The organism is Lactiplantibacillus daoliensis (genome assembly GCF_005405005.1).
Classification (GTDB): domain Bacteria; phylum Bacillota; class Bacilli; order Lactobacillales; family Lactobacillaceae; genus Lactiplantibacillus; species Lactiplantibacillus daoliensis.
On record NZ_BJDH01000006.1, the window covers coordinates 102009 to 118056 of the forward strand.

The following is a 16048-nucleotide window of genomic DNA, read 5'->3' on the forward strand; positions in this document are numbered from 1 at the left end:
CCGTCTAGACCAATGAAAGACAATTGAAAAAGCGCTTTCTTTCCTGTAAGCTTAGCTCTGAATTAAGATTATCGCACTTATTTATTTCTAGGGGGAAAACACATGAAAGCTTATTTACAACGCATGGGTCGGTCATTACAATTACCCGTTGCGGTTTTACCAGCTGCGGCGTTGCTCGTCGGGATTGGTAATTGGTGGGCGTCGTACAGTCCAGATGTTGTCGCTCATTTCTTACAGGCTGGTGGGAATGCTGTTTTAGGACAATTACCACTGTTATTCGCAGTCGGTTTAGCATTGGGGATGTCGAAGGATAAGGACGGAGCGGCAGCTTTGGCTGGTTTAGTCGCCTTTGAAATGCCAACCAACGTTTTGAAACCAGAATCAGTGGCCACTTTGTGAAATCTCAAAGTGACGGCGGTTGATCCTTCCTTTGCCCAAATCGGGAATGTTTTTATTGGGATTTTATCTGGGTTAATTGCGGCGGCACTTTATAACCGTTTCCATGAAACTAAGTTGCCAATGGCGCTATCATTCTTTAGTGGGAAACGCTTAGTGCCAATTTTGGCGGCACTAGTGATGCTGGTTGTGAGTGTCGTATTACTATTAGTTTGGCCGCCAGTTTATAATGTTTTGGTTGCCTTTAGTAAATTCATTTTAGGGTTAGGCGCTGTGGGGGCTGGATTATACGGCTTCTTCAACCGGTTATTGATTCCAACTGGCTTGCATCAAGCTTTAAATTCGGTGTTTTGGTTTGATGTTGCTGGTATCAATGATATTGGTAAGTTTTTGGCTTCTAAAGGGGTCAAAGGGGTTACCGGGATGTATCAAGCTGGTTTCTTCCCAGTCATGATGTTTGGGTTACCAGCTGGCGCCTATGCGATCTATCGCAATGCCTTACCAGAACGTAAAGTTGAAACGGCTTCTCTAATGTTGGCTGGGGCGTTTGCCTCATTCTTTACCGGAGTTACGGAACCCTTGGAATTCTCGTTCATGTTTGTGGCTTGGCCATTATACGTGTTGCACGCAATCTTTACCGGGCTTTCATTAGCTTTTGCGGCCTTCATGCATTGGACTGCCGGCTTTGCTTTCAGTGCTGGCCTGGTTGACTTCGTGTTGAGTTTGAAAAATCCAATTGCGAACCACCCGTTAATGTTAGTACTACAAGGTCTAGTAATGGCGGCGATTTACTACTTCGGATTCGATTTTGCGATTAAGAAGTTTCATTTAATGACTCCTGGTCGCGAACCGTTGACGGCTGCGGATGAAGCAGAAGCAATTGATGTGTCTGCAGATAGTACGGATGATAAATACACGATTCAAGCGAAGAAAATCTATGCTGCCTTGGGTGGTTCTGAAAACTTAGAAGTTGTCGACAATTGTACGACGCGTCTACGTTTGCAACTTAAAGATACTGATCAGATTGATGAAGCTGCCATCAAGCGGACGGGTGTCCCTGGCATCAATAAGTTAGATAAACACAATTTGCAAATCATCGTCGGGACGGAAGTTCAATTTGTGGCAGATGCGTTATCGCAATTGAAAGCAACTAATGCACCGATGACAACAACGACCACTGAAAGTGCGGCTTCCGTAGAAGCTGTCCCAGTAGATAACACGAAGTCTGGTTTGACCGCTGATTTCTACAGTGTGGCGGATGGGACCTATTTGGATATTGAACAAGTACCAGATGAAACCTTTGCCAAAAAGATGTTGGGCGATGGCTTTGCCATTGAACCAATGACGGGCATCATTACCGCACCAGTTGATGGAACGGTGACGACAGTCTTCCCAACTAAGCATGCGATTGGATTCAAGACGGAATCTGGTTTAGAAGTGTTGTTGCATATGGGGATCGACACAGTTGAACTGAAAGGGGCACCTTTCGATGTCCAAGTGAGTGATGGTCAAACGGTCAAACATGGTGAGGTAGTTGCCAAGGTTGACCTGGATGCGATCAAGGCTGCTGGCAAACAGACGCCAATGATTGTGATTATTACGAATATGGGCACAGTTGGGTTATTGAAGTTTAAGATCATGTCGAATGAAGTGGACACGAACTCTAAAATTTTAACTGCCACAACTAAATAGCGTTTATGAAAGCTGAGTAACTGGTCAATCCGGTTGCTCGGCTTTTTTTTATAAATGAAACCTAATGATTAACTGTTAGGCTTCTTGAAATCTAATTCAAATTTTTGGAATTTTATACAATTTTGAATGAGGTTCCTGTACCTTTCACACCAATTGAATTGGCTTAGAATGGAAAGCTAAACTTTGACCAAGTAGTGTAATTGATTGAAAACAATCACATAACTATATGAAAAGCATACAAAGTCTTTACGAATCACTGAGGTAGATATTTACATTTATTCATTAAGATTGAATTTATGTTTTTAGTATTGCCTATAAATTTAAGTGGAGTGATAACTTTATATGAAGCCTCGAGTCCTAATAACGACCCTGACTTGTTCAGTAATTCTTGCCTCAACTATTACCCCGGTAATTGCCGCGGTAACGCCACAGCTGCCAACGACGACGGCGCCTAATAATATGACGATGACAACCCTAACACAACCAATTCCAGCGTTGGATTTGTCAAAAAATACGATAGTTGATGTTGATTTTTCAAAAGGTATTTTGCAAGACACTAAAAATCCTAAAGCAGCTGTAACGGCTGTTGGGCAGCCACAGTTAACGACTGATCCAGAGGTAACTGGTAAAGTCGCTAAATTTGATGGTCAGTCCGGCTATTTATTGCCATATACCAATGATCGGTTTGCCCAGCTTGCTAGTGGAACGACAATTGAAGCCTATTTCAAGGATGACGGTGCTCAGGCTGGTGAACATGAAATTTTTTCTAATCAAGAAAGCGGTGGCTTAGGCCTTGGTGTTCACAATGGTCAGGTTATCTTTTATGCTCACGTTGGGAAAGGATACAAAGAGCCGAAGTCCAAGTTACGTCCAGGTAAGTGGGTCCACGCTGTTGGAGTATATGACCAACAGGGACATACTGCTAAACTCTATTTAGACGGCAAATTAGTCTCATCAGTTGACGCACCAGGAACACTCAATGGTCCGCAAGGCACTGGAACAGCTAATTTTGTCATCGGTGGGGATAGTGGTAAGAATAATCGACTTCAATACCCATTGACGGGTACTGTGCAAGTGGCCCGATTATATGATCGTGCTCTCACAGATGCTGAAGTTAGTGGCTTGAACCAGGTTATTCAGCGGGGTAAGCATGAATCTGTTGCCAAAAAGCAAGTTGGTCAGCCAGGTCTATTTGGTGCCAATGATGTTGCTATCGGTCACACTTACGGTTTAAATGTACACGTGCGCGAAGCTCAACTTGGCGGATCCGACGCCTTTACGACCGAAATGCGCTACGATGCTAGCAAGTTTGATTTTGTTAGTGCTAATCAAACATTGGGTGGGAATGATGTGACTAAGGTTGAAGTGGTTGCACCTGGTCAAATTAAAATTACAACGACTGCCAAATTGAGCCCATCCCAATTCGAACGTTACGATCAGACTCGTTTGGCTCATATTAATTTAAAGGCCAAGGCTAGTGGTAAGGCTTGGTTATATCTAAGAACGTTAAAGGCTGATGGTAAGACGCCAGATTTTGCTTCACAAGCTGTCACGATTCATGCGCGCGATGCGCAAGACTATAATGGCGATGGTGTGATTGGAATCGGAGACTTGGCTTTAGCACCAGGTGATGAGAAAGGGTTAATTGCGTCAAAATCTGAAATTAAGCCCTACAAGCATGTCGTTGTTTTGACGACTGATGGTGGTGGAAATCCTTGGGATCCGAAGGGAATGTACTATGCACATGATAACCGGGAATTGGCACAATGGACGACAGATCCAGCTATTTTAGCCAAACGGAAGAATACGTACACATTGGACTTATTTAATAAAAAATTTGCGATGAGTACGACGGCCCATTCTGTTAACCCGGCAGTTTCGGCTCAAAATTATACTTCGATGCTACATGGTCGACCATGGGAAACGTTACCACAGGAATATCGTGTCACGAACGGAAGTGCCGAGCACCATTATTTTGCTGACTTTAGCAAAACTAAGCCCGAATTTGCGTCAGTTTTTAAAGTTTTACAACAGCACAATCCACACCAAGGCACTGCTGCTTTTGCGGAATGGAAGCAAATCTTGAATGGGATTACGGAACCGGATGCCCCAGTCATGACACAACCGTCCGCAAAGCTGAAATCCTTCGACGATGTTGCAGATTATATTGGTAAGCCTGAATTTACCAATACGTCATTAGTATACATGCAAAGCGATTATATGGATGGTCAAGGTCATGGTCATGGTTGGTACAATGATAATTACTGGCAGCAGTATGCTAAATATGATGATTTATTTAAAAAGGTCATGGATAAATTGGAAGCTACTGGTCATGCCCACGATACTTTAGTAATTGCGAATGCGGATCATGGTGGTCATGGTCAAGGGCACGGTCAAGATAGAACTGAACCAAATGAAAATATTTTCTTAGCAATGGGTGGCGAAACCATCGATAGTGGGCGTCGCTTACAAGGTGGTAGTAACGCTGATATTAGTGCGTTAGTTTTAGATGCGCTAAAAGTGCCCAAGCCCAATTATATGTTAGGTCAAGTTTTTGACAAGACAGCTTTTCTAGCCCAAACCGATTTGAAAAAGAAGCATCGCGAAGTTGAAGGACTTAAGCTAACGCATTCTGATCAACGAGTGGCTATAAAGCTGACCAATCCACAAAAGAATCATACGACGCGTGCCATTGAGATGCATCTGGATTTAGCTGGTCGTTCGATTGATAAGATTGACGTGCCAACCGGTACTAAAATTGTGCAACAAACGGTGGCAGAAGGTATGTTGAAGTTAGTCCTGAGCTTTGATAAGCAACCGACTACTGATTTAGCACTCATTAAGTTAACACCTGCCAAGGTTAAAACGTCTAAATTAGTCACACTTCAACAATCAATGTTGGGAACGTCTAAGGGTGAAGAAGTGTTGGTCGATCTTGATAATGATACCAAGCTAGAGGCTGATAAAGATCTGGTGGCAGTAAAGCCAGGGCAGACTGATACAACAAAACCAGGAACAGAAGGCAAACCAGGTATGGAAGGCAAGCCAGGAACAGACGGTAAACCAGGTACAGAAGGCAAGCCAGGAACAGATGATAAGTCAGGTACGGACGGTAAACCGGGAACAGATGGCAAGTTGGGTTCAGATGATAAGTCAGGATCGAATGTTACACCAAGTTCAGAAAGCAAAAAGACAGCTAGTTCAATGAGTAATAAATTTGCTAGCTGGTTACCGCAAACTGGTGAACAGGTTCAAACCGTATTATCCGTGATTGGTGGGGTATTATTAGCGATTAGTGGTGGTGTCTTTATTTGGTGGCGCCGCCAACGTTAGCCCTTTTTAGCAATTAAAATGATTAAGTAAAAGCTGACCAGCAGATTGATTGTGCTGGTCAGCTTTTAATGTTGTGAACTAATAAATTGACAGACCTTCCGAAGTATCGTAACTTGAAAGCGTGAACAAATAAACTTAACTAATCAGGAGGCTGATATTTTATGGCAGCAATTACGATTTTTGGTAAAGGTAACATGGGTCAAGCAATCGGCGATGTGTTCAAGCAAGGCGGCAATGAGGTCAGCTACTTGGATAATGGCGATCCAATTAAGAATTTGGGCGACATTGTCGTTTTAGCTGTACCATATTCAGCTGCAATTAGTATCGCAAAAGCTAATCCAACTGCATTAGTTGGTAAAATTGTGATTGATATTACCAATCCGTTGAACTTTGATTCTTGGGACGACTTAGTGGTTCCAGCAGGGACCTCAGCTGCAGAACAAATTAAGCAGTTATTACCAGATTCAAAGGTTGTCAAAGCTTTCAATACGACTTTTGCGGCAACGCTTATGAGTCGTAAAGTTGGTGGGCAACAGACCACGGTGATGGCTGCGAGTGATTCGGATGAAGCTAAAGAAACTTTAGCTACTGCTTTGAAGGATAGTGGCGTCGCTTATATTGATGCTGGTGCCTTAAAACGTGCACGTGAATTAGAACGTTTCGGTTTCTTGCAAATGACTTTAGCAGCCAAGGAAACGATTGGCTGGGATGGCGGCTTCGCTGTCGAAAAGTAAATCCGATTTAAAAAACAGTCATCCAAGTTGGGTGGCTGTTTTCTTCTGATCTAAAATTTTTTGTTGTTAATCATTGCAGCGTTATATTCGGTCCAGGCCGAGATGTGGTGACGTTTTTTATAGGCTTTCCAAGTGGCCTTAGTCACCCAGACCTTTTCAATCCGATTATCAACAGGGGATACGAGAACCTGACCAGCGAATTCTGCATAGAGAACATAAACGAGAATGACTAAAATCGGTGCATACAGTTTTTGCATGATGAAAATTGACAGTAAAAATGCAATGACAAAAATATAGTCTGCCGTAGAATGTCGACGGTAGTACTTGGTGTTGTCATCTAAAATTTGTTTAGCCATGATGGGCAGGGCTCCTTGTATAGTCTTTTTTAAAGTATAGCATAGTCTAATGTGAAAACGTCACCAATAGCAAAATGCGAGGCATTTGTTATTGATGACGTTTTAGGTTGTTCAGTCAATTGTGATTAGTGCTTTAATCGCTTCACGATTTGTCATTGCTTGGTAAGCCGCGTCAATATCATCAAGTTTGAAACGCTTAGTGAAGACTTTACCCGGATGAATGTCGCCATCTAAAACAGCTTTCAACAAGACTTGTTTGTCATAAGTTGTCACTGAAGCAGGACCACCGGCAATAATTGTATTGCGATAGAAGGAAGCGGCCATATCCATCTTAGGTTCATGTGGTAATCCAACTCGACCAACGATCGCACCAGGACGAGCTGCTTTCATGGCCGTTTCGTTAGATAACTCAGTCCCAACACATTCCAGTACGGCATCAGCACCGGCGTTGTTGGTCAGAGTCATGACCTTGGCAATAGCATCGTCACCACGTTCAGCGACGATGTCCGTTGCACCAAATTCGAGCGCCAATTGTTGCCGGTCGGCGTGCCGACTCATGGCAATAATCCGTTTCGCACCACGCATTTTGGCAGCAATTACCCCGCATAGACCAACTGCACCGTCACCAACCACGACAACGGTATCACCAGTTTTGACATTGGCGACCCGGGCGGCGTGGTAGCCGGTTGCCATCACATCGGCCAAACTGAGCAAGGAATTTAGCATAGCATCACTGTAGTCAGCGGGTTGCCCAGGAATTTTAACTAAGGCCCAGTCACCATGTTGAAAACGGATGGTTTCGGCTTGAACACCATCACTAAAGTTATCACTGTGGTTTTGGCAATCACCATCAAAGCCAGCGAGACAAGCGGCACAGTGACCACAACCATGTGTAAATGGCGCAATCACGAAGTCGCCGGGTTGGACGGTCGTGATGTCTGACCCAACACTTTCGACAATACCAATGGCTTCGTGGCCGGAATTTTCGGAATGCGCAGCTTTGTCTTCTAAGCCACGATAGGCCCAGAGATCTGAGCCACAGACACAGGTCCGAACAACGTTAATAATGACGTCATCGGGAGCCTGGATGGTTGGCTTAGCAATATCTTCAACGGTCACTTGACCGGCTTTCATAAAAACAGCACTTTTCATAATGGAGACTCCTTTATTATTGTTTAGCTTAAGGTTGAAAGAATCAAAAGCAGCACAAATATAGTAGTATTAGTAATCACTCCGTCAGTCAAAATCGGTGTGCGGTGGGGGACGGCGCTAGCCAAAGGACGGTCTAGCCCCTCAATTCCAAGCCGATAAAACCGTCTTTGAATTGCCCGGCAAGATTAGTCAGCCAAGAACGCCGACTAATCTTGCCGACACTGCACACCGATTTTGACTGACTCCGCTAAGCGTAATTAACTGATTTACAGACTTAGCTGGAGGTTGTTGCTGATAGCATCGGACGTGCAAGCGGTGTTTGACCGGCGTTTCTTGCCGGCCTTACACCACGGACGGTCCGGGAGATTTGCGGTTTTGGCAAAGCTTCCGGGCGAGGGTCAAGACGTTCCTAAGGCTTGAACCGGTCCCTCGTCCGTATGTTATCAGTAACAGCCGGAAGCGGGAGTAACCAACTAATTTTCACCGCCTAATTATTGACATAGTGGTGCAGACCGACAACTTTTAACTTTCAACCTTTAGTTGTTTAGCTTAATTATAGAAATAATCGTCAGGCATGACCAGTGCTTATTTTGAATGCTTAGCAATACAGACGAGGTATGGCTGTTGTAAGGCGCTGAATCTTACCGTTGACAAACGTAAACGATGACGGTAAGATAGCTTTTGTGGTTTACAATTGTAATCGTTCACAACAAGGTTAAGACATGGAGGAGTAGCAGATGACAAAATTAATTGTTTTACTAATTGGCCTAATCATTATTGCTTTTATTCTTTGGTGGTTTTTCGGTAAACATGACGTGACAAGTACGGAAGCAGCGGTGACCGCTGAACGTCAATCCGTTGATATTACAGTTAGTGGCGGGTATTCTCCTGAACAGGTCGTTCTAAAGCAAGGCGTGCCAGCCGTTTTGAATTTTACGCGTAAAGATGCGTCAACTTGCTTAGATCGGGTGGTATTTAGCGATTTTGGCATTAATCAAGAATTACCTAAAAATCAATTAGAAGCGATTGAAATTGATACTAGTAAGCCTGGCGAATATGACTGGGCCTGTGGAATGGATATGTTCCATGGCAAAGTAATCATTAAATAGCGGAGGAAACATCATGATTGAAAATAAACAGAGTGTTACGGTCACTGTTGCTGGTAGTTATCAACCAGCGGTCGTTAATTTGAAACAGGGGGTTCCAGCTGAAGTGACTTTCGTCCGGACCAGTGATCAAGGCTGTTTAGATATCGTTCATTCGAATGAGTTAGCTTTTGAAACAGCACTGCCCTTGAATCAACCACAGACAGTTACGGTCCCTACGGATCAGGTGGGAGACTTTGAGTTTAGTTGTGGCATGGACATGTTTTCAGGAAGAGTGGTGATTTCCTGATGAGTGTGACTAAGCGGTTTTGGCTTTCATTAGTGTTGTCATTGCCAATGTTAGCGAACATGATTTTGATGCCATTCGGTTGGATTTTGCCTGGTGGTAACTGGACACAGCTGGCACTGACGACCATTATCATGCTGGCTTCGGCGGGACCATTTGCCCAAAGTGCGTGGGCGTCATTTAAGAAGCATCATTCCAATATGGACACTTTAGTGGCGATCGGAACGATGACGGCCTATCTGTATAGTATTTATGCTATGACGACTCATCAACCAGTTTTCTTTGAAAGTGCGGCGTTTGTCACGGCATTTGTCTTGTTAGGGCAGGTTTTCGAAGAGCGGATGCGCAATAATGCGTCCGATGCCGTTGAAAAGTTAGCAAATCTGCAAGCTAAGGATGCGGAAGTTTTGCGTGCTGGTCAGTTCGTCAAATTACCACTGTCTGAGGTGGTTTTAAACGATGTGATTCGGGTAAAGCCGGGTGGAAAAGTACCCGTTGATGGTGTCATTGTCAAAGGCAGTTCCAGTGTTGATGAATCAATGGTTACCGGTGAAAGCATGCCGGTTTCAAAGCAGGTCGATGATAATGTCATCGGGGCAACCATGAATGGCACGGGGACATTCTTGTTAAAAGTGAATAAAGTTGGCGATCAGACCATGTTGTCACAAATTGTGGACTTGGTGAAGAAAGCCCAGAATAGTCATGCGCCAATTCAAAAATTAACTGATAAAGTTTCGGACATCTTTGTGCCAGTCGTCTTAATTTTGGCTATTTTAACGTTCTTAACTTGGTACATTTTCTTGGATGCGAGCGTGGCCCGGGCGTTGATTTTTGCCGTTTCCGTGGTCGTGATTGCTTGTCCTTGTGCACTCGGTCTAGCGACACCAACCGCTTTAATGGTCGGCACAGGTCGTGGCGCCAAAATGGGTATTTTGATCAAGAATGGTGAAGTTTTGGAAGCTGTTAATGATGTGAAAACTGTCGTCTTCGATAAGACGGGGACAATCACCGTTGGCAAGCCACAAGTCACTGATATTGTTGGCGATGAAGCCCAAGTTCTTCAAATTGCGGCGAGTTTGGAGGTATCTTCGGAACATCCGTTAGCAGCGGCGATTCTTACCCGTGCGAAAACCGCCCAGATTACGGCGAAGGCTGTGGATAATTTTCAGGCTATTGAAGGTAAAGGTGTTTCGGCGATTATTGATGGTAAAACAGGATTCGTTGGTAACAATAAGTTATTGACTGATTTTAAGTTTGATAATGTCTTGGTACAACAAGAAATTAAATTGCAAAATGAAGCTAAGACGGTGGTCTTTGTCGGCTTAGATGATCGGATTATCGGGATGATTGCGGTTCAAGATGTGCCGAAAGCAACGTCCAGCGAAGCGATTGCTAATTTGAAAGCCCGGGGGTTGAAGACAGTCATGTTGACTGGTGATAACCAGCGGGTTGCGCAAGCGGTGGCGGCTCAAGTCGGGATTGATGAAGTTATCGCGGATGTTTTACCTGGTGATAAGGCCGAACAAGTTCAAGCCTTTCAAAAAAATGGTAAGGTTGCTTTTGTTGGCGATGGGATTAATGATGCCCCAGCTCTGACCATTGCGGATGTCGGGATTGCCATGGGTTCTGGGACAGATATTGCGATTGATGCCGGCGGGATTGTGTTAGTCAAAAATGACTTACGTGATGTCGATAAAGCATTGGCATTGAGTCGGAAGACGTTTAATCGGATTAAGCTCAACTTGTTCTGGGCCTTTATTTACAACGTCCTCGGGATTCCGGTCGCTGCTGGTGTCTTCTTCGCCATTGGCTTTACTCTGAGTCCAGAATTAGCTGGATTTGCAATGGCCTTCAGTTCACTGTCAGTTGTCACGAGTTCAATGTTGTTGAATAAAGCTAAGATTAGCTCGAAGGTTAGAGCAGTCGAAGTTTAGTAAATGATATAGAGGCTGCAAGTGAAAATTGCCTGTCTTCACCACCATGTCAATCATTAGGCGGTGAAGACTAGTCGATAATTGCCGCTTCCGGTTGTTGCCGATAACATGCGGCCGAGGAACCAGGTCAAGCCTCAGGAACGTCTTGACCCTCGCCCGGAAGCTCCGCCTAAATCGCAAATCTCTCGAACCGTCCGTGGTGTAAGACCGGCAAAAAGCGCCGGTCTTACACCACCCGTACGTCCGATGCTATCAGCAACAACCTCCAGCTAAGTCAGTAGTTCTTTTTGGATAAATTCATTATTGACTGATGGAACGCTGAGTTTTGGCAAGTCTACTTTAGACGTGACGGTTACTGGTACTGCTGCAGTTCTAATGTTTTTGAGTCTTCCAATCTGTAGATGAGAAAGTCAAAAGCCGTCCCCAAACCAATTGACCGGTTTGCAGACGGCTTTTTGTTATGCTTTGATAAAAATCACTAAATTCCGAATGAATTAGTTTGTTGGCAATAATTACTAAAGAAGTTTCCTTAAATGCCGAATTATTATATTGATTGATGAAATAAAGTTCACGAATTTTATAAAAACGCCTGTTATTTCATCGAATGTTCTGTTATAGTATTCATGAAATAGTTAACATTTGCGTGTTCAGGAACTATATTGTTCGTATTCTAAGGAGGAATTGATTTTGGATAAGTTTTTCAAGCTCAAGGAATCAGGTACTACGGTCGGCACTGAAATTGGCGCGGGGGTGACGACTTTCTTCGCCATGTCGTACATTTTATTCGTTAATCCACAGATACTAGGTCAGACGGGGATGCCGCAACAGGCCGTATTCTTAGCCACAATTATTGCGTCGGTAGCAGGGACATTAGTCATGGGATTATTTGCTAATGTGCCCTATGCCCTCGCTCCTGGGATGGGTTTGAACGCATTCTTCACTTATACCGTAGTCATGAGCTTAGGCTTTTCGTGGCAAGAGGGATTAGCCTTAGTGTTCTTCTGTGGCATTATCAACATTGTGATTACTGCGACCAAGATCCGGAAAATGCTAATTTCTGCCATTCCGATTAATTTACAACTCGCAATCAGTGGTGGGATTGGGGCCTTCATCGCCTACGCTGGTTTGAAAAATGCGAACTTTCTTAATTTTACGACGGATGCCACTAGTATTACGTCAATCAACAGTAAAGTTTATAACGCGGCACAAACGACATTTCAACATGGCGTTAGCACGGTTGTTTCAAACGGGAGTGTGACGCCAGCCTTACAAATGTTCAATTCCCCGGCACTGGTATTAGCCTTAATTGGGTTGATCTTAACAGTCATCCTTAAGGTGAGAAAGGTTCCCGGCGCCTTGCTGATTGGGATCTTAGCAACGACTGTCATTGGGATTCCAATGGGCGTGACAAATTTACACGTCGCAAGTGAGTATTCAATCGGCGCTTCTTTCCATCAATTAGGCACAACTTTCTTAGCGGCCTTTTCATCAAAAGGGATGGGATCTTTGTTTGCATCACAGAATCGACTGATCTTGGTGTTGATGACGATCTTGTCATTTAGTTTGTCAGATACGTTCGACTCGCTCGGAACTTTCATTGGGACTGGGCGTCAAACGGGGATTTTCTCAGGCGAAAAAGAAATGGCGCTCGAACAGGCACCAGGTTTTAAGTCAAAATTAGATAAGGCGCTATTTGCAGATTCAATTGCGACCGGCGTAGGTTCCATCTTCGGTACCTCGAACATCACTACTTACGTCGAGAGTTCAGCCGGAATTGGTGCTGGTGGCCGAACTGGTTTAACTAGTGTCGTTGTGGCAATTTTATTCTTACTTAGTTCCTTAGCATCGCCACTGTTAGCCATTATTCCGACAGCAGCCATTGCGCCATCATTAATCTTAGTCGGGATCATGATGATGAGTTCCTTCAGCAAGATTCCATGGTCTGACTTGAATGAAGCCATTCCAGCATTTATGACGGCCTTTATCATGGCATTCGCGTTCAACATCACCTATGGGATTGCGGCTGGGTTCATCTTCTACTGCATTATTCGAACCGTCAATGGCAAAGCCAAGACTGTTCACCCACTCATTTGGGGTGTTTCCGCTTTGTTCGTCATTAACTTCTTAGTCTTAGCATTAGTTAGATAAGTCCAAAAAACAGGACCAGCGTATCATTTCGATACGCCGGTCCTGTTTTTTTTGAGTACTTAAGCGGTTGGAAAGGTTTCAATCAGTTTGGTAATGAGTGGGGAAACTTGCGCTTGTTCACTGGTCAAGTAGGTCGCATAGATGGTCATGGTGGCACTTGGGTCGGTGATGGGAAGCGTAACTCGGTTGTTGTCAGTTGCCGAGGGACGTTGATCAGTTGGTTTCAATGGCACGATATTAGTACTGAAAAACGGGAAATCAGAATATTGTGTGATTTCAGAAAAGGCATCGCGCTGTGTTTGATAGAAAAAGTGTGCCGTCGGAATCGCTTCTTGAATAAGCCGTCGCCAAGGACCTATCTCTTGCAGCACGATAAAGCTGAGATCCTTGAGCTCGGCAAAAGTAATGCTGGCTTGGTTGGCCTGATACATAAATTTATTGAGATGGACCGATAGTTGTTCCTTGCCAATCGATTGCGAGCTGAGTTGGTCGTCGATGATTTCTTGGTTAGAAAAAATAATGGCATAGTGGTGGCTCGTTAATGCGGTTTTGATTTTGTCAGTTGGTAAGAGTTGCGAATCCACCTTGACCTGTTCGGATTTAGCGTACGGGGCTAACAGGATGAGTGGCCCCGGGATGGTCGCTGCTAGCCTCAGGATTCGTTGGGAGTTATCGAAGTTACGGATGGTTGTTACTAAGTCTTGATTAGCCTGTAGTAAATCGGTCGCCTTTTTAGCAGCCAGTTGACCAGTGACCGTTAAACTGATTCGATTGGGCTGCCGGTCAAACAGTTGAACACCGAAGTCTGTCTCTAGTTTTTGTAAGCCACGAGTGACGGTTGGTTGTGTGACGTGTAACTGCTCGGCAGTTTTAGCCAATGTGCCAGTGTTGGCAAAGGCCGCAAGCTCTTGTAATAAGTAGTTATCTAACATTTGAATTCACCTCAGTATACGTTAATTGTATACTAGCATGCTAAAGTAGTAATTTTCAAACATTGTGGCTGGGGTTAAAGTAATCACAGTTAAATGAAGGAAAGTAGGCAACTTAAATGAGTACAATTCCAACAGTAAAATTGAATAACGGCGTCGAAATGCCACAACTGGGTTTCGGCGTGTTTCAAGTTCCAGATTTAGCCGCATGTGAAACTGCGGTAACTGAAGCTTTGGCCGCGGGCTATCGGCTAATCGATACGGCCACTGCCTATCAGAATGAAGCTGCGGTTGGCCGAGCGATTAAGAAGAGTGGGATCAAGCGCGAAGAGGTGTTCGTTACTTCTAAATTATGGGTTTCTGACTTTACTTATGATCGCGCTAAAAAAGGTATCGAGGGGTCATTGACACGTTTAGGCGTGGATTATATTGATTTATATTTGTTGCATCAACCGTATGGCGATGTGATGGGGGCTTGGCGGGCCCTAGAAGAGGCATATCAAGCCGGTAAGATTCGTGCCATTGGGGTCTCTAACTTTTATGGTGATCAGTTAAAGAATTTGGAATTAACGATGAACGTTAAGCCAGTTATTAATCAAATTGAAGTTAATCCATGGTATCAACAACCAACGGAAGTGGCTTTCAATCAAAGTGAAGCGGTTCGGGTCGAAGCTTGGGCCCCGTTTGCGGAAGGCAAGCATGACATTTTTACGAATTCAACGATTGCTGAAATTGCGCGAGCCCATGGCAAAACGGTTGGGCAAGTCATCTTACGCTGGTTATTACAACGCGGGATTACCGTGATTCCTAAGTCAGTACATCCAGCTCGAATGACGGAAAATATGGCCGTTTTTGACTTCGAACTGAGCTTAACGGAAATGCAAACGCTGGCGACCCTTGATCGAAACGAGAGTCAGTTTTTTGATCATCGAGATCCAGTCACGATTGAACAAATTTTCGGCACCAGTCTCAAACAACTAAAGGAGTAATATAAATGACAGCAACAATCAAGCTAAATGATGGTAATGAAATTCCCGTAATCGGTTTTGGGACCTTTCAAATTCCTAATGATGGGTCAACCTATCGCGCTGTTAGCGACGCATTAAAACTAGGTTATCGCCATATTGATACCGCCGTAGCCTACTTTAATGAAGGTGAGGTTGGTCAAGCGATTAAGGATAGTGGAATTCCACGTGACCAAATCTGGGTGACCAGTAAATTATGGTTACAAGACTTTGGCTACGATGCGGCGACCAAAGCAATCGACACTTCCTTAGCCAAGTTAGGACTAGCCTACATGGATCTTTACTTGATTCATCAACCTTATGGCGATGTTCCGGGGGCATGGCGGGCGATGGAAACTGCTCAGCAAGCCGGCAAGATTCGGTCAATTGGTGTTTCTAATATGACACCCAAGATTTGGCAAAAATTTGTACCACAATTTGCAACAAAACCAGCCGTGAACCAAGTGGAATTTAACCCTTATTTTCAACAGCGACCATTACGACAGTTGCTAGCGCCGGATGATGTTAAGTTGGAAGCGTGGGCGCCATTAGGCCAAGGTAACCAAGCGTTGTTGAAAGAACCAGTGATTACAGCACTAGCTGAAAAATATCACAAGGACGCGGGCCAAATTATTTTACGTTTTGAGAATCAAAGTGGTGTGATTGTCTTTCCAAAATCTGTTCATGTTGCGCGGATTAAGAGCAACTTAGATATTTTTGACTTTGAGTTGACTAAGGCTGAAATGGCGGAACTCGAACAATTAGATACGGGTAAGGGCCGTCATGATCCGGATGCGGCCGGTGTACAGGAAAGCTTATTGAACGCCTTTGACGTACATGCGGCAGACTGATTAGAAAAGTCATCTTCGTTGTAGGATGGCTTTTTTGTTGATTTTAAGTATTTTCAAATTAAGACACACCTGTGTAAAATAGTGCTGCATCCATAGATCTATTTTGCATCGGTATCGGTACAAATAA

11 protein-coding genes and 1 pseudogene are annotated in these 16048 nt (G+C 44.2%); 9 read left to right on the forward strand and 3 right to left on the reverse strand.

Features of this window, described 5'->3' with window-relative positions; all coding sequences use genetic code 11:
* Positions 1 to 102: 102 nt before the first annotated feature.
* From nagE to FFM64_RS09025, 3 genes and pseudogenes are all read left to right on the forward strand, one after another.
* Positions 103 to 2088 (forward strand): annotated as a pseudogene (nagE, locus tag FFM64_RS09015) (N-acetylglucosamine-specific PTS transporter subunit IIBC).
* Positions 2089 to 2430: 342 nt separating this feature from the next.
* Complete coding sequence (locus FFM64_RS09020; RefSeq protein WP_137607685.1) at positions 2431 to 5421, forward strand: LamG domain-containing protein; 2991 nt, start codon at positions 2431 to 2433, stop codon at positions 5419 to 5421.
* Between the two features lie 161 nt (positions 5422 to 5582).
* Entirely contained in the window at positions 5583 to 6155 is a 573-nt protein-coding gene (locus FFM64_RS09025) for an NADPH-dependent F420 reductase (RefSeq protein ID WP_137607686.1), read from the forward strand.
* 50 nt (positions 6156 to 6205) lie between these two features.
* On the opposite strand, the gene FFM64_RS09030 is transcribed toward FFM64_RS09025, so the two are convergent.
* Positions 6206 to 6511, reverse strand: a complete 306-nt coding sequence (locus FFM64_RS09030; RefSeq protein ID WP_137607687.1) for a hypothetical protein — start codon at positions 6509 to 6511, stop codon at positions 6206 to 6208.
* A gap of 111 nt (positions 6512 to 6622) precedes the next feature.
* The gene (locus FFM64_RS09035; protein WP_137607688.1) at positions 6623 to 7663 is read right to left on the reverse strand and encodes a zinc-binding dehydrogenase; all 1041 of its coding nucleotides are present in this window, start codon (positions 7661 to 7663) and stop codon (positions 6623 to 6625) included.
* A gap of 737 nt (positions 7664 to 8400) precedes the next feature.
* Between FFM64_RS09035 and FFM64_RS09040 the strand changes: the two genes are divergently transcribed.
* The 4 genes from FFM64_RS09040 (at position 8401) to FFM64_RS09055 (ending at position 13137) form a co-directional block, all read left to right on the forward strand.
* Positions 8401 to 8772 (forward strand): cupredoxin domain-containing protein, encoded by a 372-nt coding sequence (locus tag FFM64_RS09040; protein WP_137607689.1) that lies wholly within the window; start codon positions 8401 to 8403, stop codon positions 8770 to 8772.
* A gap of 13 nt (positions 8773 to 8785) precedes the next feature.
* The gene (locus FFM64_RS09045; RefSeq protein WP_137607690.1) at positions 8786 to 9058 is read left to right on the forward strand and encodes a cupredoxin domain-containing protein; all 273 of its coding nucleotides are present in this window, start codon (positions 8786 to 8788) and stop codon (positions 9056 to 9058) included.
* Entirely contained in the window at positions 9058 to 10989 is a 1932-nt protein-coding gene (locus FFM64_RS09050) for a copper-translocating P-type ATPase (protein WP_137607691.1), read from the forward strand. The genes FFM64_RS09045 and FFM64_RS09050 overlap by 1 nt, the downstream gene beginning before the upstream one ends.
* A 687-nt stretch (positions 10990 to 11676) precedes the next feature.
* On the forward strand, positions 11677 to 13137 hold the full coding sequence (locus FFM64_RS09055; protein ID WP_137607692.1) for an NCS2 family permease: 1461 nt from the start codon (positions 11677 to 11679) through the stop codon (positions 13135 to 13137).
* A 59-nt stretch (positions 13138 to 13196) separates the two neighbouring features.
* On the opposite strand, the gene FFM64_RS09060 is transcribed toward FFM64_RS09055, so the two are convergent.
* On the reverse strand, positions 13197 to 14069 hold the full coding sequence (locus FFM64_RS09060; protein WP_137607693.1) for a LysR family transcriptional regulator: 873 nt from the start codon (positions 14067 to 14069) through the stop codon (positions 13197 to 13199).
* Between the two features lie 116 nt (positions 14070 to 14185).
* Between FFM64_RS09060 and FFM64_RS09065 the strand changes: the two genes are divergently transcribed.
* Positions 14186 to 15055, forward strand: coding sequence for an aldo/keto reductase (locus FFM64_RS09065; RefSeq protein ID WP_137607694.1), 870 nt, complete (start codon positions 14186 to 14188; stop codon positions 15053 to 15055).
* A 5-nt stretch (positions 15056 to 15060) separates the two neighbouring features.
* Positions 15061 to 15921, forward strand: a complete 861-nt coding sequence (locus tag FFM64_RS09070) for an aldo/keto reductase (RefSeq protein WP_137607695.1) — start codon at positions 15061 to 15063, stop codon at positions 15919 to 15921.
* Positions 15922 to 16048 lie beyond the last annotated feature (127 nt).